19 protein-coding genes are annotated in these 21,337 nt (G+C 49.1%); 10 read left to right on the top strand and 9 right to left on the bottom strand.

Going from position 1 to position 21,337, the window contains the following annotated elements:
- The first annotated feature begins 163 nt into the window (after positions 1 to 163).
- Together egtB and egtD are read left to right on the top strand one after the other, a co-directional pair.
- Entirely contained in the window at positions 164 to 1,360 is a 1,197-nt protein-coding gene (egtB, locus tag W04_RS14415; protein ID WP_053911315.1) for an ergothioneine biosynthesis protein EgtB, read from the top strand.
- Positions 1,353 to 2,321, top strand: a complete 969-nt coding sequence (egtD, locus tag W04_RS14410; protein WP_053911314.1) for an L-histidine N(alpha)-methyltransferase — start codon at positions 1,353 to 1,355, stop codon at positions 2,319 to 2,321. Before egtB ends, egtD begins: the two co-directional genes overlap by 8 nt.
- Here egtD and W04_RS14405 read toward each other — a convergent pair.
- The 5 genes from W04_RS14405 to W04_RS14385 all read right to left on the bottom strand — a co-directional run bounded on the left by W04_RS14405 (position 2,301) and on the right by W04_RS14385 (position 8,026).
- Positions 2,301 to 3,113: a PhzF family phenazine biosynthesis protein gene (locus W04_RS14405; RefSeq protein ID WP_053911313.1), complete on the bottom strand. Its 813-nt coding sequence runs from the start codon at positions 3,111 to 3,113 to the stop codon at positions 2,301 to 2,303. The genes egtD and W04_RS14405 overlap by 21 nt on opposite strands.
- Positions 3,094 to 4,770, bottom strand: coding sequence for an asparagine synthase B (gene asnB, locus W04_RS14400; protein ID WP_053911312.1), 1,677 nt, complete (start codon positions 4,768 to 4,770; stop codon positions 3,094 to 3,096). The genes W04_RS14405 and asnB overlap by 20 nt, the downstream gene beginning before the upstream one ends.
- Positions 4,771 to 5,043: 273 nt before the next feature.
- Positions 5,044 to 5,985, bottom strand: a complete 942-nt coding sequence (locus W04_RS14395) for a biotin-dependent carboxyltransferase family protein (RefSeq protein WP_053911311.1) — start codon at positions 5,983 to 5,985, stop codon at positions 5,044 to 5,046.
- The gene (gene pxpB, locus W04_RS14390; protein ID WP_053911310.1) at positions 5,978 to 6,646 is read right to left on the bottom strand and encodes a 5-oxoprolinase subunit PxpB; all 669 of its coding nucleotides are present in this window, start codon (positions 6,644 to 6,646) and stop codon (positions 5,978 to 5,980) included. Before pxpB ends, W04_RS14395 begins: the two co-directional genes overlap by 8 nt.
- A 78-nt stretch (positions 6,647 to 6,724) precedes the next feature.
- Entirely contained in the window at positions 6,725 to 8,026 is a 1,302-nt protein-coding gene (locus W04_RS14385) for an MFS transporter (RefSeq protein WP_053911309.1), read from the bottom strand.
- Positions 8,027 to 8,230: 204 nt separating this feature from the next.
- Here W04_RS14385 and msrA point away from each other — a divergent pair, with 204 nt between their 5' ends.
- Positions 8,231 to 9,457 carry a peptide-methionine (S)-S-oxide reductase MsrA gene (msrA, locus tag W04_RS14380; RefSeq protein ID WP_231658166.1) on the top strand — a complete coding sequence of 409 codons (1,227 nt, stop codon included), beginning with the start codon at positions 8,231 to 8,233 and terminating at the stop codon, positions 9,455 to 9,457.
- A 7-nt stretch (positions 9,458 to 9,464) separates the two neighbouring features.
- On the opposite strand, the gene W04_RS14375 is transcribed toward msrA, so the two are convergent.
- Positions 9,465 to 10,460 carry a GlxA family transcriptional regulator gene (locus W04_RS14375; RefSeq protein WP_053911307.1) on the bottom strand — a complete coding sequence of 332 codons (996 nt, stop codon included), beginning with the start codon at positions 10,458 to 10,460 and terminating at the stop codon, positions 9,465 to 9,467.
- 122 nt (positions 10,461 to 10,582) lie between these two features.
- Here W04_RS14375 and W04_RS14370 point away from each other — a divergent pair, with 122 nt between their 5' ends.
- Both W04_RS14370 and W04_RS14365 read left to right on the top strand, forming a co-directional pair.
- On the top strand, positions 10,583 to 12,475 hold the full coding sequence (locus W04_RS14370) for a beta-ketoacyl synthase (RefSeq protein ID WP_053911306.1): 1,893 nt from the start codon (positions 10,583 to 10,585) through the stop codon (positions 12,473 to 12,475).
- A gap of 162 nt (positions 12,476 to 12,637) precedes the next feature.
- Positions 12,638 to 14,155, top strand: coding sequence for a BCCT family transporter (locus W04_RS14365; RefSeq protein WP_082342250.1), 1,518 nt, complete (start codon positions 12,638 to 12,640; stop codon positions 14,153 to 14,155).
- A 23-nt stretch (positions 14,156 to 14,178) separates the two neighbouring features.
- Here W04_RS14365 and fghA read toward each other — a convergent pair whose 3' ends face one another.
- Together fghA and W04_RS14355 are read right to left on the bottom strand one after the other, a co-directional pair.
- Positions 14,179 to 15,027, bottom strand: coding sequence for an S-formylglutathione hydrolase (fghA, locus tag W04_RS14360; RefSeq protein ID WP_053911304.1), 849 nt, complete (start codon positions 15,025 to 15,027; stop codon positions 14,179 to 14,181).
- A gap of 8 nt (positions 15,028 to 15,035) precedes the next feature.
- The gene (locus W04_RS14355; protein ID WP_053911303.1) at positions 15,036 to 16,163 is read right to left on the bottom strand and encodes an S-(hydroxymethyl)glutathione dehydrogenase/class III alcohol dehydrogenase; all 1,128 of its coding nucleotides are present in this window, start codon (positions 16,161 to 16,163) and stop codon (positions 15,036 to 15,038) included.
- Positions 16,164 to 16,255: 92 nt separating this feature from the next.
- Between W04_RS14355 and W04_RS14350 the strand changes: the two genes are divergently transcribed.
- The 5 genes from W04_RS14350 to W04_RS14330 all read left to right on the top strand — a co-directional run bounded on the left by W04_RS14350 (position 16,256) and on the right by W04_RS14330 (position 20,891).
- Complete coding sequence (locus W04_RS14350; RefSeq protein ID WP_053911302.1) at positions 16,256 to 17,146, top strand: LysR substrate-binding domain-containing protein; 891 nt, start codon at positions 16,256 to 16,258, stop codon at positions 17,144 to 17,146.
- 101 nt (positions 17,147 to 17,247) lie between these two features.
- Positions 17,248 to 18,456, top strand: coding sequence for a lipoprotein-releasing ABC transporter permease subunit (locus W04_RS14345; RefSeq protein ID WP_053911301.1), 1,209 nt, complete (start codon positions 17,248 to 17,250; stop codon positions 18,454 to 18,456).
- Positions 18,449 to 19,147 (top strand): lipoprotein-releasing ABC transporter ATP-binding protein LolD, encoded by a 699-nt coding sequence (gene lolD, locus W04_RS14340; RefSeq protein WP_053911300.1) that lies wholly within the window; start codon positions 18,449 to 18,451, stop codon positions 19,145 to 19,147. The genes W04_RS14345 and lolD overlap by 8 nt, the downstream gene beginning before the upstream one ends.
- The gene (locus tag W04_RS14335) at positions 19,144 to 20,385 is read left to right on the top strand and encodes a lipoprotein-releasing ABC transporter permease subunit (protein WP_053911299.1); all 1,242 of its coding nucleotides are present in this window, start codon (positions 19,144 to 19,146) and stop codon (positions 20,383 to 20,385) included. The genes lolD and W04_RS14335 overlap by 4 nt, the downstream gene beginning before the upstream one ends.
- 83 nt (positions 20,386 to 20,468) lie before the next feature.
- Positions 20,469 to 20,891 (top strand): DUF4826 family protein, encoded by a 423-nt coding sequence (locus tag W04_RS14330; RefSeq protein WP_022944159.1) that lies wholly within the window; start codon positions 20,469 to 20,471, stop codon positions 20,889 to 20,891.
- Here the strand turns inward: W04_RS14330 and W04_RS14325 are convergent.
- Positions 20,875 to 21,333, bottom strand: coding sequence for a GNAT family N-acetyltransferase (locus W04_RS14325; protein WP_022944160.1), 459 nt, complete (start codon positions 21,331 to 21,333; stop codon positions 20,875 to 20,877). The two genes, W04_RS14330 and W04_RS14325, sit on opposite strands and share 17 nt — an antisense overlap.
- Positions 21,334 to 21,337 lie beyond the last annotated feature (4 nt).

The following is a 21,337-nucleotide window of genomic DNA, read 5'->3' as shown; positions in this document are numbered from 1 at the left end:
AAGTGTCTCTTAGCTGCCACCTCGGTGCAACTTTTTGCTGCTAAGTTCACATCTGATGTGTAAATAATCGATTACAAACAAGGGAATGGAAAATTACTGAGGCTCGTCTAGGCTTTAGGAACCAAGCTCAAACACAACAACAATAATTTAAGGTGTCCGTGTCGTGACCAAAACAACCCATGCGTTGATAGAGCAGTACCGCCAATGTCGTGAAAACAGCGAAGCCTTGGTGGCAAACCTCAGTGCTGAAGATTGTCAAATTCAAGCAATGGCTGATGTGAGCCCAATGAAATGGCACTTGGCGCACACCAGCTGGTTCTTTGAAACATTTTTACTTGCGCCAAAAAAGATTATTTCTGCGCCTTTCCATCCTGATTTCAGGGTGTTGTTCAATTCCTATTATCAAGGTATCGGTGAGCAGTTCTCACGGCCTCAACGGGGCGTATTATCTCGTCCTTCATTGCGCCAAGTGATGGATTATCGCCACTGGGTTGATAACCACGTTGTTGCTGCCCTTGAGCATGATAGCGATGGGTGCGCAGAGTGGGTCAACTTAGGGATTGCGCATGAACAGCAGCACCAAGAGTTAATGCGCATGGATATGCTTTATAACTTCAGTGTTAATCCGCTGTACCCGACTTTAGACGAGCATTTAGTGTGTCCCTCGAACGAGCAACCCAGGCAGTGGCTGGACTTTGTTAGCACAGATGCGCAAATAGGGGCGCAAGCGGGCTTTAGTTTTGACAATGAGCGGCCTCGTCACCGTGTCTATATTAATGAGTTTTCCATTGCATCACATCTTGTCACCAACGCAGACTATCTTTCCTTTATCAACGCAGATGGCTATCAGCGCAGTGAGTTTTGGCATAGTGATGGCTTTAGTTGGCTACAACGCCAGCAGATAAAAGCGCCGCTGTATTGGCGCTACCAGAATAACAATTGGTATGAATTCACGCCCCAAGGGTTAATCCCGCTTGCGGTGAATGCACCAGTGCGTCACCTCAGCTTTTATGAAGCCAGTGCCTTCGCCCAATTTAAAGGCGCGCGGTTGCCAAGTGAGTTTGAGTGGGAGTGGGCCATGGAGCAAGCTCAAGCAGGTCATTGTGATATCGCACAAATTGATGACTGCGCTTGGCAGTGGACTTTAAGTAGCTATCAGCCATACCCTGGATTTCGGCCATTTTCCGGCGATGCCGGGGAATATAATGGAAAGTTTATGGTGAACCAACAGGTGCTCAGAGGTGGGTCATACTTCACTCCCAAGCAGCATACGCGATTAACGTATCGCAACTTTTTTTACCCCCATCAACGGTGGATGTGTAGTGGCATTCGCCTCGCCAAGGACAGAATCTATGAGTAACCATGCATTGCCATTCACCTGCCGTCAGAGCTTTTTGGATGACGTTATTGATGGCCTATCGCGAAGTCAAAAAACGCTGCCATGCAAATATCTGTACGACGACTTTGGTGCGCAATTGTTTGAGCAGATCACGGCGCTGCAAGAGTACTATCTTACGCGCACAGAATTGGCCTTGCTGGCACAGTACGCGCAGGACATCGTCGCGCACTTGCCGACACAGGCAACCGTGATCGAACCCGGCTGCGGCTCGGGCCAGAAAGTTGCGTATTTACTGGATAACATGCCTGACGTAAATGGCTTTATACCATTGGAGATTTCCACAGAAATGTTGCTGTACACTCAGCAGCGTTTGCGCCAGCGCTTTGCCCACGTCAACATCCACCCACTGCATGGTGACTTTACCCATGGTCCGACTATCAAGGCGTTAGTGCAACAGCATGGCCTGAATAGCAGCAATAATGTGGTGTTTTTCCCAGGCTCAACCTTAGGCAACTTTTCCCCCATCCATGCAATTGAAGTGCTGCATAATTTACGTATTCTGTGTGGTCAAGACGGCCGTGTGCTCATTGGTATTGATTTAATTAAAGCGACACCGAGATTGTTGGCCGCCTATGATGATAAAGAAGGGGTTACCGCTGCGTTTAATCGTAATCTACTGACGCGTATTGCACGCGAGCTAGGCGCACACCTGTGCTTAGAGCACTTTCGCCATGAGGCCCGCTTCAACAGTGAACAACACCGCGTTGAAATGCACTTGGTGGCGAATCAAGACACCTGCATCAGTGTGCGAGAACAGCGTTTTACGCTTCGTGCAGGAGAGTCCATTCACACCGAAAATTCGCATAAGTACACGTTAGCGAGCTTTAGTTCCTTGATTGGCAATGCCGGATTGACCTTGGTTGATAGTTGGTGCGATTCGCAAGGGGATTTTGCGCTGTGTTTAGTGAAGCCGCAGCGCTAACACCTTGGCAAAAATACGCACATATTGACCCGATAACTTATAGCTAAGGCGACTCGAACCCTGGTGGATGATTGCGGTATTGAGACCATAATGACGGTGCAGCCAGGGCGCTATCACGGCGAGGGCTGATGCGGTCGCCAAGTCCTCCGGGTTACCGAATTGTGGCGCAAAGTAGCGACATTGCCAGTGTCGTTGAACGTGACTCGGTTTATTGATAACGATCAGCGCGTTGCGGCGCGTAGCAAGGCGCTCTAAATCCACTTCAAGAAAGCGAAGATCGTCGCTGTCGCATTGCATGAAATCATAGCCAAAAGGTTCGCTGCCAGTGAAGCTCAAAGGCAGATTTACGATTTTTGATAAGCTGTTGTCATTGCAAGGGCGTGCTTCAAACGCGTCAAAGGTTAACATCGCTTGAGAGTTGACAGCGAGCCCGCCCCTGAGAGGCTCCGTTTTAGAGCACATTGATTTGCCATTGGCGCTGCACGCAATGTGAGCGAGCGTGCCGTGACCACAGCGGCGCACAGCGTGGCCATTTTGCCACCATTGGATCACTTGTGAACGAGCGTGGTTAGTCACAAAGGTGCACATCACAGGCGCTAAGCGCATTGAAATATGACGGCAGTGATGGGCTTGCAAGCGTGGCCCATCAAACACCCAACTGGGGTTTGCTCCCCGGCCCGATAGCTGACTGAATACTTTGGCAAAGTAAAGCGCGCTGCACCCAAAGCGTTTACTCAAGCGCAGCGCAAGCTTTGATTTTGCCGGATACAGCCTATGCTTTGGGTGTTGCATAGGCCGCTTGGTGCGTGTTGGCTGCTCGACCTGACGGGTCAGCGTTATCGGCAAAAGATGCATCCCAGGCTAAAGCCTCAGGGGTTGAACAAGCCACGGATTTGCCATGAGGCACACACCGGGTTGGCGCTTCTCCAGGGAAGTGTTGACTGAAAATACTGCGATAGAAGTACGCCTCTTTGGTTTGTGGCGTGTTTAGTGGGAAACGATAGTGGGCATTGGCCATATCAACATCACTAACCTGGGTATCGACATAGTCCTTCAGTGAGTCTATCCAACTATAGCCAACGCCGTCGGAGAACTGCTCTTTTTGTCGCCACAGCACATCGTCGGGTAAGTAGCCTTCGAAGGCTTGGCGAATAATGTGTTTTTCTATTTTCCCGTCTTTACACATTTTCGCCTCAGGGTTAATGCGCATGGCAGTATCGACAAATTCTTTATCCAAAAACGGCACTCTAGCTTCCACTCCCCATGCTGCCATTGATTTATTCGCTCGCAGGCAGTCGAACATATGCAATTTAGAGACTTTACGATTAAGTTCTTCATGGAACTCTTGCGCATTGGGGGCTTTATGAAAATACAAATAACCACCAAATAGCTCATCGGCGCCTTCTCCGGAGAGCACCATTTTTATGCCCATGGCTTTAATTTGCCGAGCCATTAGGTACATGGGCGTGGACGCGCGTACTGTGGTGACATCATAGGTCTCTAAGTGATAGATCACTTCTTTTAAGGCATCAATGCCTTGTTGCACGGTAAAGTGAATGGGGTGATGAATGGTGCCTATTTGTTTGGCGACTTGCTCTGCGGCAGCTAAGTCGGGCGACCCTTCCAGACCAATGGAGAATGAATGTAGGCGAGGCCACCATGCATCACTGGCGTCATTGTCTTCTATGCGTTTACTGGCAAATTTTTGTGTTATTGCCGAGATCACCGACGAATCGAGCCCGCCGGATAGCAATACGCCATAGGGAACATCACACATTAACTGGCGCTTTACCGCTGCTTCCAAACCTTCACGTACGGCTTTGGCTTCTGCGGGATTATTCTTGACGTTGTCAAAGTGCTGCCAATCGCGTTGATAGTAAGGGCGATACTCTCCTATATCACTGTCAAGGTAGTGGCCCGGAGGGAATTCTTCAATATGGTTGCAAATAGGTGACAGTGCTTTAAGCTCACTGGCAACATAAAAGTTGCCTTGCTCGTCGCGACCTGTGTAAAGGGGCACGATACCGATATGATCGCGGCCAATCAGGTATTTATTTTTGCGCTCATCATACAAACAAAAGGCAAAGATACCGTTTAAGTCATCTAAAAAGTCACTGCCTTGTTGTTCGTACAAGGCTAAGATCACCTCGCAATCGCTTTGCGTTTGAAAGTCAAAATCGATTGTTAGCGTCTCAGCGAGCTGTTGGTGGTTATAAATTTCGCCGTTAACTGCCAAAACATGACTTCGATCGGCGTTATACAAAGGTTGAGCACCGCTTTGAACACCAACGATAGCCAGTCGTTCATGCACCAAAATGGCATTATCGCTACTGTAAACACCAGACCAATCGGGGCCCCGATGACGTAATAGCTTGGACATATCTATGGCTTGCTCGCGCAGCTTTTGTGCGCCAGATTTTATATCCAGCACGGCAAAGATTGAACACATGGTTTTTCCTCATTCCTGTTACTTCACCTTTGTTGTATCAGAAAAATTTTGCCAAGTCACACCGCAATTTACCTCTTTAATGCAAATTTAATGCACTGAAATAAGTCATAAAAAAGCTGTTATGCACCATAATAGGTCGGAGTAAGTTTGTTGCGGGGGAAAAGCAACAGCTTTAGCATATTTTCGGTCGATAGGTGTAATTGCGACGCACCAAGGTGGTGCGCCTTAGATAGGGTGAGGGGGGCACTTTGTCGAAAACCAAAGCGCGATATCTTAGCGAGCGTGTTGGCGGCCCCGCATGGCAATTTCAAGGCGGTTAAGTTCATGCTGGTGGGCTGCATTGATCGCCTCTGCTTGTGCTAAGCTCACCGGCTCGAACTGCAACTCAGCGCCGGCGCGAGCCTGCCCTAAACGGGGTAAGTCTGCACTGATCACGTGACCGAGAATAGGGTAGCCGCCCGTTGTCTGACAATCATTGAGCAACACAATGGGCTCGCCATTACCGGGTAATTGAATGGTACCGGGACTCACCGCTGTGCTGGCGATCCCGAGATAGTGGCGTAGGCGTTCATGCTGTGGCCAATGCAGTCGTAATCCCATGCGGTTACTTTGCGGTGCAACTTGCCAACGGCCTTCAATAAAAGCGCTTTTGATTGATGCGGTTAAACCATGATCGCGTTGTTCCGGGATAAAATGAATAGGCCCTTGGCGGGTCGGTAAGCGTGCCCCAAAACCCTGCGGGTGAAAATTGCTCGGGTGGATAGCTATTCGCTCACCCGCACTGAGTGCACGACCGTGATTGGCGCCCAAACCGGCCATGATATCGGTGCTGTAGCTACCCAGTTCTGCGGTGGCGGCAATGCCTCCGGCAAAGGCAAGGTAACAGCGCAGGTTCAGTGCGCTGGAAGCGAAAGTCAGAATGTCACCAGGGTGCGCTTGATAACTCCAGCCTGGGTCAACTCGAGCACCATTGAGATTAGCACTCATGTCGGCGCCACTGAGTGAAAAGCACTGGCTACTGCAAAATTTTAGCTGCGCCATGCCTAAGGTCACTTCAAGCGCTGGCGTATTATCTGGGTTCCCCACTAATCGGTTGGCAATACGCAGGGCATCACTGTCGGCAGCGCCTGCTTGCGATACACCCAAATGGCGATAATTGAATCGCCCCAAATCCTGAATACTTAGCTGTGGGCCGCTTTTTATCACTTCAATCATGGTCTACCTCCACAAAGCGAATAGTATCACCAGGTGCAAATAAAGCAGGGGGGGTATTATGTTTGTCAAATAAACACAGATCAGTGTAGCCAATCAGGTTCCATCCCCCCGGGGATTGCGCAGGATAAATGGCGGTTTTATCGTGAGCGATGGCGACGGTGCCTTTTTTCACTTCGGTACGGGGCGTGTCTAGGCGCGGTAAATGCAGTGCTTTGGGGAGCCCACTGATATAAGCGAAGCCAGGTTGAAAGCCAAGAAAATCGACCTCGTACAAGGCGCTACTGTGTAGCTCTATGACTTCCTTAACACTCATCTTGCTGGCCTCAGCTACGGCTTCTAAATCAATACCGTATTCGCCCCCATAGTGCACAGGAATGTCGTGGTGTGCGTGACTGAGCGTTGTTTCGTCAAGCTGATGCCACGCTGTGAGTAATTGCTGCTGCAACTGCACTACATCAGTGCCGTGAGCGCAATACAGAGTCAAACATTGATGGGCGCTGACCACATCAATACAACAGCCTTGATTTATATATGTGTTGGCCAAGTGATTGACCATGCGCTGCTTGTGTTGATGCTCAATGCTGTCTATGGCACTGCAATCGAGTACCAAGGTATGGGTATCAATATGATAAAAGCGCGGATCAGGTCTCGCTGTGGCCATAAACTCCTCACTGAGTTGTTGTTATTGTGCTAGCAAATTAGCATAAATGCGGATAATTAAGTACCGCGTGCGATAAAGTTAAACCCGTGGCAACATCAAGGCACTGATAGCTCCTGCAATGCCGAGAATGCTGTAAATTAAAATTAGTTCAGCATTATTAAGCCAGTGACTCAACAAGCCCAAACTGCCAAACGCCAATAAACAGACCCCTATAACCGTGTTGCTTACCGCCACATAATCTGTACGTTTATTGCCCTCTGCCATATCAACCACGTAGGTTTTGCGTCCTAACCGCACGCCTTGGTGGGCAATAGTTAATACCAGATACATTGCTGGCAAAAAGGCAATATGACTCAACAAACCAGGGGAGTAGGTCGCGACCAGATAAACGGCAAAACCATTGATGCTCACTAAGGTGGCACCTAAGACGAGCACATGCTTACTGGATAAATCACTGAGACGCCCCCAAATCGGTGCTGAGATTAAGCTGGCGACGCCGGAAATTCCCATAAATAAAGCGAGTAATGAAAAGTCGAACTGTTGCTCACTGGCCAACACAATATAAAAAGGGGCGCTTAACGCCGAACACAATAGCAATGCCCGGGTTAACACAAAGTGCGCAAATTGTTTGTCAGTCTTAAGTAAAGAGAGCTTGCCCAGCGCATGGCGAAGGCCATTTCGACCCCCTTCTGTAGCGCCGCTGTATTCACGAATACGACCATAGGTGAGGGCGGCCATTAGCCACACAAGGGCACCGCAGGTTAAGGCAATGAGTACCGCTGATTTATCCCCTTGTTGTTGATAAAACCATAAACCAAGGCCAAAGGTAATGGTCGCAAGCCCAGCTGCGCTTGCCGCAAAACCCGATAAACTACCCCGTTGCTGCTTGGGGATGACCTTACCCAGTACATCCTTTGCGGCGACGGAATTAAACCCGCGCGCTAAGGAAAACACCACCAGCAAAGCGATAATAGCAAGCCCTGCTGTGGTGCCTTGCAAGGTTAACCCCACTGCAACCATGGCAAATATACAGAAACTTTGCACTATAGCACCGAGCACCCACACCCACTTGCGCACCGCTAAAGTACGAATAAAGTCGGCAATTGCTAGCTGCGGTAATAACGAGCCAGACTCGCGAATAGGCACCAGCCACGCGATCAGTGCACTGGGGACCTGCAAACTTTGCATCAACCACGGTAGGGTGACTTTAGGGTTGAGCAGCGCATCAGCAAACTTGCTGAGAATTTGCGCCAGTAGCAAGGTTAAGTAATTGCCGGGTACCACTTTGCAGGCATTTTCGTCGATGGCTTTACAAGCGCGTGCATCTTCGACGTTGGCGAGGCGTTCATATATGGCTTCTTTGGTCAGTTTGTCTTTCATGCGTGTACTCAATGAATAAATTTATTGGTGTGAACGGTCAACTAAAAGACACGCTACTGCGTAAAGCAATAGCATAGGTCTGGCGGTACCGTTGTATTCACTCTACGTACTTACAGGGCATCTATGATCATTTAGTTTAATGAGGCTAGCATGTTTAACAAGTTGTTTTTTCTTCTTATTTTTCTCGTGACCAGCTCAGCAGCCATGGGCGCAGACAACAATGACGCACAAATGAGTGTCGCGAAAGAGCGCGTTGTGCTCGGGGCAGGGTGCTTCTGGGGGGTTGAAAAACGCTTTGAAGCGCTCCCTGGGGTACTCGATGCTCAGTCAGGCTATGCCGATGGGCGTGGTTTCAAACCTACATATAAAAATATCATTGCCGCTAAGCGGCGCTATGATGAGAACAACTATGCTGAGGTGGTTAGGGTGACCTTTAATGCCAATGCCATTTCATTAGAGCGTATTTTACAGTTTTATTTTGAACAACATGACCCCACCCAAGTCAATCGCCAAGGGAACGACCGAGGTACGCAATATCGCTCGACCATACTCACTTACAGCAACGAGCAAACTGAGCTTGCGCAGCGAGTAAAAGCACAATACCAAGCATTATTGAGCGAGGCGGGCTACGGCAAGATAGCTACGCTCATCAAGCCGCTCGATAAGTTCCATATGGCTGAGCGCTATCATCAAGACTACTTGCGTAAGAATCCCAATGGATACTGTCCGGATCACTCCACCGGCGTGGTGTTTAACGCCAAGGAGACTGAGCACCAAGACAACACTCAGCTGCTTGAGGGCAAACACATTGTCGTTTTAGACTCACCAAACTATTGCCCTTATTGTGAAAAGTTTAAACAAGAGGTGTTGGCAAGTTATCAGGGCACGATTGACGTACATTTACGTTACGCTTCGCAGCTTCAAGGCCTTACCATTACTTCCGAGACTTACGCCACCCCCACCATTTTATTTATAGAAAATGGCCAAGAAGTAGCTGCGCACCAAGGTTATATGCCACCTGAGCTATTCTACAAAGCACTCGGCGCCTTTAAACTGGGTGATTCAGAAGCGTACCGGGTAGCATTCGCCAAAGGGACAGACAGCCGATTTTGTAAGCAATATGAGGTGTTCAAAAACACGCCGGACGGAGTGTTTGTTGATAAGCTATCAGGGGCGCCACTGTTCGATACTCGCGACCGCTTTAATTCCGGCACCGGTTGGTTGTCTTTCACCCAGCCGGTGGCAGGGCAAGTGACTCGTCATCAAGACAACAGTTTCGGTATGCAGAGCATCGAGATCCGCTCCAAGTCGTCGGGCATTCATCTAGGTCATGTGTTTCCCAATGAGGGGCCTGATGGCAAGGCGCGCTATTGTATCAACGCGACGGTGTTAGAGTTTTTGCCTCGCAATGAATTTAACGGGCGTTCGTAACAATGTCTCAGCCACTGCTGTCGAACAGCTTTTTGCGCACCAAGGCTCGATACTCACTGGGGCTTTGCCCCAGCTCTTGACGAAATAGGCGATTAAGAAGAGCTTGATTACCAAAGCCTAATTCCATTGCGATGTCGTTAATCGTTAAGTTCGAGCTGGCGAGCAGCTCTTGAGCGCTTTGAATTTTCAGTTTACGCCAATATTGGTTGGGGCTGAGTCCTGCGGCCTGTTTAAAACGCCGGGTGAGGCTACGCTGAGAAATATCAAAGGAGCTTGCAAGTTCTGTAATACTCAGCTCAGCGCTTAAGTTGTTTTTCATCCAAAATTGGATTTGCGCTATTAGCTCATCAGGGTGGCGTTCATTCATCCCTTCTAAATAACGCTGCTGTTCATAGGGCTTACGGACCTCATGTGAGAAGTTACGCTGCACATGTAAAGCACATGCGCGACCGTAAAGGCTTTCTAATAGATGAACAATCACATCTGCGAGCGCGTTAAGGCTGGCAACACTGTATAGCCCTTCGGCTTGGGTGATGAAGTATTCCGGTTTTAGATCAACCTTGGGGTAGTCACGTTTGAACTGCGCAGCATAATGCCAGTGCGTGGTGGCAGGGTGACCATCCAGCAACCCAGCCTCTGCTAAAAAGCAATTGCCAGTACCCACCCCTATCATGGCTGTGTGCTTGCAGTTCATCGCCCGTAATGCCGTTACCAATGCATTTTGTTGGCGCAATACTGGTCTAGGGTTACGCCACAGGCTCGGTAAAATCAATAAATCACAATGCGAAATATCATCATAGTTACGGCTTGGAAAAAACGGCAACCCGCTGTGTGCGGTAACCGGCTCTCGGTTATGGCTAAGCAGCTCAATACTCAGTGCCCGGCAATTTGGCACATGGCGCTTAGCATAGGCGTAGCCAGCCTGAAGCATCTCAAACGGCAAGGTTAAGCTGGTGGCCAGCATATGCGGATACAGGGCAATCATGACGTTGTAAGGGGGCATACAAAGCTCCGACCACTTAAATTTGGCTATTTTTAATAAATATATGGCCATTAAAGCACAAAGACTAGGTGTAGTTCCACTTACACTAGAGACATATAAAGTCTTAACGTCTTAGAGTTATTATGAAAGCATTACCTGTTATTGTCGCTATGGGCGGCATCAATGCCGCTGGCCGTACTTCGTTTAACCACGGGTTTCGTCGTGTTGTCCTCGATGCTTTAGGGCAGCAACAGCGCCAAGAAACCTTGCTTGGTCTTGCTGCGCTTATGAATTTGGTGAGTAAGCAAGAAGAGCAATTAGTTGATGGCGATGGAAATACCATTACTCTTGACAATGTTGAGAGCCAGCTTGGCGAACAAATTTTATCGGGTACGCTTATACGTCGCATTGAGGCGACGCACTTTGATGTGGATGCGACTCACTGGCAGCAAAAGTTAACTGGTCACAGTGAACAAGCGATCACCTTTACCACGCGAGCACGGCAACTACCTTCGCCAGTGCCCAGTAACTGGCAAATAACTGAGCTAGAAAAAGGCCAAGTTGAAGTACGTATCAACGGCGAATTTATCTTTAAGCACGATAGTTTCCGAGATAACCCGATTAAAGCGGCAGGGCAATTGCCAACGGGCTTTGATCCGTCGGTGTTATATAACAGCCGTTACCAGCCTCGGGGGCTGCAAGCGACAATTTTTGCAGCCAGTGATGCTATCCATTCCAGTGGCCTTGATTGGCAAAAAGTAATGAGTGCTGTAGCGCCGGATCAAATTGGTACTTACAGCGCCTCGGTAGCGGGGCAGGTCAATAGCGAAGGCTTAGGCGGTCTATTTCGTTCCCGTTTACAAGGTGATCGCGTCAGTACTAAGCAGTTAGCGCTTGGTTTAAACACCATGTCGACGGATTTTATCAATGCCTACGTAACCGGCAGTGTCGGCACGACGTTTACCACCTCGGGTGCCTGTGCCACGTTTTTATACAATCTGCGCGCTGCGGTGAATGATATTACCGCTGGGCGTACGCGTGTGGCCATTGTTGCTTCAAGTGAATGTGCCATCGAGCCGGAGATTATTGAAGGCTTCGGGAATATGGGCGCGTTGGCCAACGATGATAATTTGAAAAAGCTTGATAACAGCGATGAAGTTGATTATCGCCGTACTTCCCGCCCGTTCGGAGACAACTGCGGTTTCACCATAGGTGAGGGGGCACAAGTCACCATTCTTATGGATGATGCCCTAGCCTTAGAGCTGGGTGCACAAATACGTGGCAGTGTGCCAGAGGTATTTGTAAATGCCGATGGGTATAAAAAGTCAATAACTGCGCCAGGGCCGGGTAATTACATCACCATGGCCAAATCTGTGGCCTTAGCCCAAGCCATGGTTGGCGATGAATCTTTAACCCAGCGCAGCTTTGTATTGGCGCATGGCTCAAGTACGCCGCAAAATCGCGTCACTGAGTCTGCTATTTACGACCGTATTGCCAGCGCCTATGGTATTGAGCAATGGCCTATCGTCGCCCCGAAAGCCTATGTGGGCCATACCATTGCGCCAGCCAGTGGCGATCAATTAGCTTTTGCATTAGGAGTGTTTGATACCAACATCATGCCGGGGATCACGACCATCGATAAAGTGGCTGATGATGTGCACGATGACCGCTTACATATTAGTTTGACCCATCGTCACTGTGAGGCGCAGGACGTTGCCTTTATCAACTCAAAGGGCTTTGGTGGTAACAACGCTACTGCGCCCGTGCTAAGCCCCGAATTGACCAAAAAAATGTTGGCTAAACGCCATGGAGAGCAGGCGATGAGCGAGCACCACGGGCGCTTGCAACGTACCCTCGCTCAGCAGCAAATTTACTGGCAACAAGCACAGCAAGGTGAATTCAACATCATCTATCGCTTTGGTGAAGGCCTAATCGATGAGGCAGATATTCACTTTGATCAGCAGCAAATGCGCATTCCCGGGTTTACAAACTCGGTGAAACTTAACATTGAGAACCCTTTTGCAGATATGAAATAGCGCAACCATTGTTCATTGATTATGGGCTGCTGCCACAATCCTTGGAAATTTGCGCAATATACCAGCAGGTCACCCAGGTGGCCTGCTTTATCACCGTAAAGCAATTGCCCTGGGCGCAGCCTCTAGCTAAAATACGCGTTTGTCTTTATTGCTCGGTGCGTAGTGAAAAACTCCCTAGAACGTAAAGCGCTGGTGGTGTGTGTCGCTATTGCGGCGATCACCGCGTTATGGCCCCAGGGCCTAAAAACGTTAATTCAACCTGCCATTCAAACAGCGATTGCCTACTTGGGCAGCGGCTTTTTCCTGTTTGTAAACGCGCTCCTGCTCGCTTTGTTGATGTTGTGCTTTAGTCCCTTGGCGGGAAGGAAAATGGGTGGGGCTGATGCCCAAAAAGAGTTTTCCACTTTCGGCTGGTTGGCCATGCTGTTTGCCGCCGGTATGGGCTCGGGGTTGGTGTTTTGGGGCGTCGCTGAACCGGTATTGCACAGCCATCAAATGCCTCTTAAGCACAGCATGTATCCCGAGCCAGTCGCCGCCAGTATGGCCTTAACTATGCTCAATTGGGGCTTTCATGCATGGGCACTTTACGCAGTATTTGGTTTGATGCTCGGCGGTGTTACGCGGGCGATAAAAAACGCCGATGATCTCAGTGCTCCGGTATTACACGCGTTGCCGGGCTCCTTAGGAGTAAAGCATAAAGTACGCATCAAACGAGTTATTTATTTTGTTGCCATTATCGCCATCTTTTTTGGCGTGGTGGGCACCATTGCCAATGCCAGTATGTTATTGAAAAATGGCGTCACCATTAAACTTGAGCATTACGGCTTGAGTTTAAACGCACATTGGGTCGGTGCCTTAATGCTGCTCGCGATCACCGCGTTGTATGTTACTTCAGCTCGCTTTGGGCTGCGCCGTGGTATTCAGGTGCTCAGTAAGTTCAATGTCTATCTAGCGTTTATTATGATGAAGTTGGTGATATTGACGGTGCCGCTAACGCCTATTTTGAGCACTTTGTGGAATGGTCTAAAAGAGTACCTGCTGCTGGTGGTTTCAGGTGCATGGCAGTTTGACTCGCAATTAAAAGATGCTGATTGGGCCTCAACTTGGACCTATAATTACTATTTTTGGTGGTTGGCTTGGGGGCCCTTTGTAGGGCTGTTTTTAGCGCGTATATCTCGAGGTCGACCGCTATGGCAATACATTCTCGGTGTGACTATTATCCCAACTATGGTCAGCTTAGTGTGGTTCAGCGTATTAGGGGGCTCAGCACTGGCATTGGATAGCCAGACCCAAGCGGATTTAGCTGCCGTGATCAGCGCCGATTACACTCAAGGTGTGTTTATTTTCTTCTCGCAACTTGGTGGCGTCGGTGAACTATTGGCGTGGCTCAGTTTGTTATTACTCATGGTGTTTGTGGCCACCAGTGCCGATTCTGCGCTGCTGGTGATCCGCCAGCTCTGTGAAAGCGTGCACTCGCGCGCCTCACTCATTTTATGGTCATCAGCGATGGCGGTGATAAGCCTTGCATTACTGCTTATTGCCGATGAACCGCTTAACCGCAATATTGCGGTAATTGGTGGTATTCCTTTTTTACTGATCTTTATTGTGCAACTTGTGGGGTTTATTCGCGCCTTTACGCAAGAGTTGCTTGACGACTCGCAGCAACCCCCTCCCGAGTAATGACACTCAGGAGGGGGTGTGCATTAAGCTAAGTGCTTGGCGTGAAAACGCAAATGTTGATCAATAAAGCTGCTAATAAAGAAGTAGCTATGATCGTAACCGGGATGTTGCTCGAGACTAAGCGCAATGCCCGCTTCATCAGCGCTTGCTTGTAGCAGCTCAGGTTTAAGCTGCTGTTGCAGGAAATCGTCCGCCAACCCCTGACTGATCAGGAGCGGGGGACACTGCTCGGCGTTAGTCTCTGCCAGTAGTAAGCTACTGTCATATTCGCGCCATGTCTGCTTATCATTGCCCAAATAACCGGCTAAGGCTTTTTCACCCCAAGGACACCGAGTGGGACTCGCTATCGGTGCAAAGGCACTGATACTGGCAAACTTATCGCTATTACGCAGCCCTAATACCAAGGCGCCGTGACCGCCCATGGAGTGGCCGCTGATGCTTTGCTTACCACTGACCGGGAAATGCTCGTTAATAAGCGCCGGTAGTTCCTCATTGATATAATCATACATCTGGTAATGCTGATCATAAGGTGCTTGCGTGGCATTAACGTAAAACCCAGCACCCAGGCCGAAATCATAGGCACCTTCTTTATCGTCCGCAACTTGCTCGCCACGAGGGCTGGTATCAGCGGCAACGATAATAAGACCAAGCTCAGCAGCACTTTTGAATGCTGCTGCTTTTTGCATAAAGTTCTCATCGCTGCAGGTTAAACCGGAAAGCCAATACAGCACAGGCGCGCGCTGACTTTCATCCACTCCGGGTGGTAAATAGATAGCGAACGTCATCGTGCAGTTGTTGACGGCAGATTCATGGCGGTAGCGTTTATGCCAACCGCCGTGAACCTTGTTCTTTGAGATCAGTTCAAGGCTCATAGTACCCTCTATTTATCAAAATGGATGACGCTGCGAATGCTCTTGCCTTGATGCATGAGATCAAACGCCTCGTTGATATCCTCAAGACCCATGGTGTGGGTTATGAAATCATTAAGAGCAAATTCGTTGTTTAAGTAACGCTCTACAATCTCTGGTAACTCTGAGCGTCCCTTAACGCCACCAAAGGCACTACCGCGCCACACACGACCGGTAACCAATTGGAAAGGACGGGTAGAAATCTCTTGCCCAGCACCGGCAACACCAATGACTACGGACTCACCCCAGCCTTTATGACAGCACTCTAGAGCACTGCGCATAACATTGACGTTACCAATACACTCAAACGAGAAATCAACGCCCCCGTCGGTCATCTCGACAATGACCTCTTGGATAGGCTTGTCGTAATCATTGGAATTAACCAAGTCAGTGGCCCCCAGTTTTTCTGCCAGGGCGAATTTGCTCTCGTTGATATCAATGCCGATAATACGGCTTGCACCGGCCATTTTCGCGCCAATGATGGCTGACAAGCCAATGCCACCGAGACCAAAAATAGCGACGGTATCACCCGGCTGTACTTTTGCAGTATTGAGCACCGCACCCATCCCGGTGGTGACGCCGCAACCAAGTAAACACACTTCTTCCAAAGGCGCTTCTTTATTCACTTTTGCTAATGAGATTTCCGGTAGAACCGTGTACTCGGAAAAGGTAGAGGTGCCCATGTAGTGATAAATCGGCTCACCGTCTTTATAAAAGCGTGTGGTGCCATCTGGCATCAGGCCTTTACCTTGAGTTTCGCGAATTTTCTGGCATAGGTTGGTTTTGCCAGAAGTACAGAATTTACACTCACCACACTCTGGCGTATAAAGTGGAATAACATGATCGCCTACCGCCACACTGGTCACTCCTTCGCCGACGGCTTCAACAACACCGCCTCCTTCATGGCCCAAAATGGCAGGGAATATGCCCTCTGGATCTTCACCAGAAAGAGTGAATGCGTCAGTGTGGCATACGCCAGATGCATGGACTTTAACCAGCACCTCACCGGCCTTAGGCATCATGACATCCACTTCTTCAATTTTAAGTGGTTGCTTTGGACCCCAGGCTACAGCAGCTTTTGATTTAATAAATTCGGCCATTTTTGTGTTCCCGTTTATGTAAAAGTGGTGAAATTATTACACAATATGATACTTTTTGGCCCAGATTAATATACTTTTACACAGAGGTAATAATGCGCTGGCAAGGTATGGTCGAGTTTGTCGCTGCTGCGCAAGCGGCTTCTTTCACTCAAGCAGCCAAACAACTAGGCACATCCGTGGCGCATATAAGCCGCTCGGTAAGCGCTTTGGAGGAGTACTACAATACTCAGCTGTTTATCCGCAGCACACGTAAAGTGGTGCTAACGCAGCAAGGTGAGCTGCTGTTGCATCATGCTAAAAAGGCGCAAGCGGTATTGGAGCAAGGGGAGTGGGCTCTCAAAGAGCAACAAGCGCAGCCCAGTGGGCAACTTAAAATTACCGCACCGGTGATGTTTGGTGAGCAATTTATTATGCCCTTGGTGCATCGATTTATGGCTAAGTACCCCAAAGTGAGCGTCAATATGATGCTCAGTAACCAATCTCTAGATTTGATATCAGAACATATCGACTTGGCCATCCGTATCGGTGAACTGGCTGACTCCAACCTCACCGCACGGCGTATTGGTGCACGCGCTGTGGTGGTTTGTGGCGCACCTTCATACCTTGAGCAGCAGGGGGAGCCTTATGCTTTAAGCGAACTCAACTATCATCATTGCCTAGTTGGTCATTCGGATTATTGGCGCTTTGCTGAGCAACAACGGGTGCGCCATGTGAAAATCACTAAAACCCGGCTGCGCTGTAATAGCGGTTGGGCACTGGCGGATGCCGCCAAGCAAGGACTAGGATTGGTGCAACTGCCTGATTACTACGTGCGCAGCGATTTACAACAAGGGCGTTTGCATGAGGTACTGCAACCATTTGCGATACGCAAAGAGCCCATTTGGGCCGTCACCCCGGCTAACCTTTACTTGGCGAATGCCACCAAAACCTTGCTAGATTACTTTGCCGATCACCTCAGTGACACGCTCAAGCCTCATTTTTAAGACCAGCTCTGTGTAAACACAGGTGATGGGCGCGTTGGGATACCTATTCGCTGGCCCCTGTGTTAGCATCATCGCTTTGCAATTGGACTGTTAACCTGTTGATGTATAAGCCTGTCAGTTTATTTATTGGCCTGCGATATTCGCGACTCTCCAAAGGCAGTGCCTTTGTGTCTTTTGTGTCGTTTTTCTCCATCGCTGGCATCGCCTTAGGGATCACCGCCTTGTTTACGGTTATGTCGGTGATGGATGGCTTTGAAAACAACCTCAAACGCTCAATGTTATCCATGATCCCTCATTTGCAAATCGATATGCAGCAACGCAGTGAAGCGCAGCAACAAGCACTGCAGACGGGGTTGCAGCAAATGCCTGAGGTCAAAGCTATCAACCGTTACCATCAAGCGCAGGCGATTGTACAAAGCAGCGCCGATATCCAAGGTGTATTGCTGCAAGCACCCTATGAAGCGCTTCCTGAGCATGTCACTGAACATGTTGAAGTAGGCGATAGTAGCCAGGTTTTTGCCCAGCGCTACACCATCGCTATCAGCCGCTATCTTGCTCGCTCTTTGCAGGTCGGCTTGGGAGACACTTTGCGCGTGACCATTCCCAGTGTCTCGACCTATACCCCCATGGGGCGCATTCCCGCACAGCGATTGTTTACCATTAACGCCATCTATCGTACTGGGTCCGAGCTTGATATGCATACCTTATTTACCTCCGGCGAATCATTGCAACGCGTGATGCGCATCCGTGATAAAGCGCATGCGCCATTAGAAGTGATTCTCAACGACCCTTTCTTGGTGGATGAGGTGCTACGTAAACTACTCATCGGCCAGCGTGAAGGCATAACCGATTGGCGGCAAAGTCAGGGAAGTCTGTTTTCAGCAGTGGCAATGGAAAAGCGTATCATGAGCTTACTGCTCGGGCTGATTATATTAGTGGCGGTATTTAACATTGTTTCGTCGTTGACCATGATGGTGCGAGAAAAACAAGGTGAAGTCGCTATTTTGCAAACATTAGGGCTTAACTACCGTCAAGTGGCTCGCGTGTTTATGGTTCAGGGCATGTACAACGGTGTAGTCGGTAGCATTATCGGCGCCGTATTGGCACTGTTGGTGGTGAGCAATTTGAATACCCTTTTAGCGAGTATAGGAATCCAGCTTCTAGGGCAGCAGGAGCTGCCCGTGGTGGTATCCTCTATTAATTTATTAGCGATTGTTGCCGGAGCGATTTTTATGAGCTTTTTAGCAACGCTATACCCAGCAAAAAAAGCGGCGCAGGTCCGCCCGGCAGAGGTTCTACGATATGAGTAATGCAGTGTTACGCTGTGAAAGCCTAATCAAAACATATGCCGATGCAGCAGAAGAAATTACTGTTTTAAAAGGCATCGATTTATCTTTAGAGCGCGGCGAGAGTGTTGCCATTGTTGGCGCCTCTGGGTCTGGAAAAAGTACTTTGCTGCATATTCTTGGCACCTTAGATGTACCAAGTAGCGGCGAATTACGTATCAGTGATACCGACGTTGCAGCGCTCAGTCGTAAGCAACAGGCCCAGTTTCGCAACAAGCATCTCGGTTTTATCTATCAGTTTCATCACCTATTGATGGAGTTTACCGCCCTAGAAAATGTCGCTATGCCACTGCTCATCGCTGGGGCCAACGCTAAACAAGCCCAGCAAAAGGCTGCAGCTATGCTTGAGCGCGTTGGCCTCTCACACCGCTTGAGCCATAAACCTGCCAAACTATCCGGTGGAGAGCGCCAGCGAGTTGCTATTGCTCGGGCCATCGTTAACGAGCCTGCCTTAGTCTTGGCCGATGAGCCCACAGGTAACTTAGACAAACATAATGCTCAGCGTATTTATGAGCTTATTGCCCAATTACAACAAGATTTAGGAACCAGCTTTGTGGTGGTAACCCATGATTTGGAGTTAGCAGGGAAGTTGAGTCGCCAAGTTGAACTTGATGAAGGGGTGCTTCATGAATCTGTGGTGGGCTCAGCGCGATGAATGCCCTACAGCTAAGCTACCAACTTGCGCGGCGGTTTCGTAAATCTCAGCATCACTCAGGATTTATGGGCTTTATGGCGAAAAGCTCCAGTCTTGGCATTATCCTCGGTGTGGCGGTACTGATATTAGCGCTCTCGGTGGTTAATGGGTTTCAGCAGCAGTTGGTAGAGCGGCTGCTAGCCTTGGTGCCGCATGTAGAGTATGTCGCCGCTGATACCCCTATTGATAACTGGCAAGCGAAACGCCAGCAACTGGCAGAGCAGGATGCGGTAGCCAGCGCAGCGCCTTTTGTTGCTGCCAATGCCATGGCGCAATATCGAGGTGAACTTGCTGCCGCTCAGCTTCGGGGGATTGTGCCGGAGTTTGAAAGCCAAGTATCAATCGCCGATGACTTTATTGATGGTAAACCCTTAGCACAAATCGCAGGCAATGACCTTATTATCGGCCAGCAGCTAGCAAAACAACTGGCGGTTAATATTGGTGACGATATCACTTTGCTAATGAGTGATGTGACCAATAAAAGCAAAGGGCTGTCTGCGCCGATCCGTATTCAAGGTCGGGTGGTGGGAATGCTAAACAGCCATGGGCCGCTTGATAAGCAATTGATTTATCTGCCTATGTCTAGATTGCAGTCGGCTTTTTCAATGGCTGACGATCAGGTCACAGGGCTAAGAGTCACACTGCATGATGTCTTTGCCGCGCAAACTCAGGCAATGGCCATAGGCCGTACACTCAGTGATTATGTGTACGTCAATAGCTGGATAAGAACCCAAGGGAGCCTCTATGCGGACATTCAAATGGTTCGCACTATTGTGTATTTAAGCGTCTTTCTGATCATCGCGGTGGCGAGCTTTAATATCGTTTCGTCGCTGTTTATGGAAGTAAAAGAAAAACAAAGCGCCATCGCTATATTGCGCACCATGGGGGCCAGTGACTTTGTGATTATGCATTCATTTTTACTGCAAGGTGTCGTGTCAGCGCTGTTTGCGATTATAGTGGGTATTGGTATCGGCGTACTGTTAGCCATGAACATCACCGAACTTTTTGCTTGGTGGAGTGCCTTCATCGGTGAGAACAAGTTGGCAGGGGTCTACTTTATCGACTTTTTGCCTTCGCAAATCCATTGGCAAGATATTGTTGCTATTGCTGTGATTGCCTTAGTCATCACTGTTTTAGCCTCTATATACCCTGCTTGGCAGGCCAGCAAAGTGGACCCTGCAAAAGTACTTGGTAATTAACGGTAAAATCTGTCGTAGCTCTTGCAACACGCAGTGGTAATTCGTAAAGTGAAGCCAGCGTTAACAGATAAAAAAGTAGTAACATGTCAGAACAACAAGAACAGCAAAAAGAACAAGAAATTCGCGAATTCCAACGCCACTGTTTCCAAAGTGCGCAAAAGCACTTAGCAGAGAAGGGCATTATGCCTAAATCGGTTGTCGACAAAGACAGTCGGTTCCTCGCCCCTTTGTGTGCGGTGTGGAAATTCAGAGCGCAGAACGGCAAAACCTATTGGGTGATCACAGGGCGCTTGCCTGCTGACCATGTTGAGGTTACAGCGGCCACCAACGCACGTGAGGCAATGCGCTATTTCTCGTTGCAGTGGCAAATGCAAGCTGAGCAACTACTTAATAGTCAAAACTTAGATAAAACCCAACACGACTTTGCACAACTGCTAATCAAGCGCGCTCACGGCTTGTATGAGCTGTGTGACAAAGACGCGTTATGGGTTAATGAACCATCGTAAAAGGGCTTGAATCACATTGTGCAATGGGGCATTGCAGGCGTTGCCTTGGGATGCCCGCTTCCATAAACACGCATCCACACGGCGAGAAACCCTTGTTCTTAAAACGCTCAACTTCATCGAGTAAGCAGTTAATGCATATCGACTCTAAGCCATTGCTAGCCGCGTTGCTCAGTATGAAAGTGAGCATTTGCGAGTAAATGCCTCGGTTTCGATGCGGCGGTAGCACGGCTATACGGCCAAGTAAGCCATCTTTACATAGCCGCGCAGTGGCAACGGGTTCGCCGTTATCTGCATAGGCAATAAAGTGCAGGGCGGTTGTATCACGGCCATCAAACTCGATGGCCTTTGGTATATTCAGCTCACACACAAAAACCCTTTCGCGAATTTGCCTTATTGGGTTGTCTTGTGATCCCCAGTCGACTTGGTGGATCTGATAGGACATACAC

Origin of the sequence: Pseudoalteromonas sp. SW0106-04 (assembly GCF_001293805.1) — a bacterium.
Classification (GTDB): domain Bacteria; phylum Pseudomonadota; class Gammaproteobacteria; order Enterobacterales; family Alteromonadaceae; genus Pseudoalteromonas; species Pseudoalteromonas ruthenica.
Note: the sequence above shows the minus strand (reverse complement) of the source record. Positions and strands in the feature narration are given on the sequence as shown.

Coding starts and splice junctions, on each gene's coding strand:
- W04_RS14345 (WP_053911301.1), top strand. CDS start 17,248: ATGTATAAGCCTGTCAGTTTATTTATTGGCCTGCGATATTCGCGACTC.
- W04_RS14370 (WP_053911306.1), top strand. CDS start 10,583: ATGAAAGCATTACCTGTTATTGTCGCTATGGGCGGCATCAATGCCGCT.
- W04_RS14375 (WP_053911307.1), bottom strand. CDS start 10,460: ATGCCCCCTTACAACGTCATGATTGCCCTGTATCCGCATATGCTGGCC.
- W04_RS14405 (WP_053911313.1), bottom strand. CDS start 3,113: ATGCAACACCCAAAGCATAGGCTGTATCCGGCAAAATCAAAGCTTGCG.
- msrA (WP_231658166.1), top strand. CDS start 8,231: ATGGGCGCAGACAACAATGACGCACAAATGAGTGTCGCGAAAGAGCGC.
- asnB (WP_053911312.1), bottom strand. CDS start 4,770: ATGTGTTCAATCTTTGCCGTGCTGGATATAAAATCTGGCGCACAAAAG.
- fghA (WP_053911304.1), bottom strand. CDS start 15,027: ATGAGCCTTGAACTGATCTCAAAGAACAAGGTTCACGGCGGTTGGCAT.
- lolD (WP_053911300.1), top strand. CDS start 18,449: ATGAGTAATGCAGTGTTACGCTGTGAAAGCCTAATCAAAACATATGCC.
- W04_RS14395 (WP_053911311.1), bottom strand. CDS start 5,985: ATGATTGAAGTGATAAAAAGCGGCCCACAGCTAAGTATTCAGGATTTG.
- W04_RS14325 (WP_022944160.1), bottom strand. CDS start 21,333: ATGTCCTATCAGATCCACCAAGTCGACTGGGGATCACAAGACAACCCA.
- W04_RS14335 (WP_053911299.1), top strand. CDS start 19,144: ATGAATGCCCTACAGCTAAGCTACCAACTTGCGCGGCGGTTTCGTAAA.
- W04_RS14350 (WP_053911302.1), top strand. CDS start 16,256: ATGCGCTGGCAAGGTATGGTCGAGTTTGTCGCTGCTGCGCAAGCGGCT.
- W04_RS14385 (WP_053911309.1), bottom strand. CDS start 8,026: ATGAAAGACAAACTGACCAAAGAAGCCATATATGAACGCCTCGCCAAC.
- egtD (WP_053911314.1), top strand. CDS start 1,353: ATGAGTAACCATGCATTGCCATTCACCTGCCGTCAGAGCTTTTTGGAT.
- W04_RS14330 (WP_022944159.1), top strand. CDS start 20,469: ATGTCAGAACAACAAGAACAGCAAAAAGAACAAGAAATTCGCGAATTC.
- W04_RS14355 (WP_053911303.1), bottom strand. CDS start 16,163: ATGGCCGAATTTATTAAATCAAAAGCTGCTGTAGCCTGGGGTCCAAAG.
- pxpB (WP_053911310.1), bottom strand. CDS start 6,646: ATGGCCACAGCGAGACCTGATCCGCGCTTTTATCATATTGATACCCAT.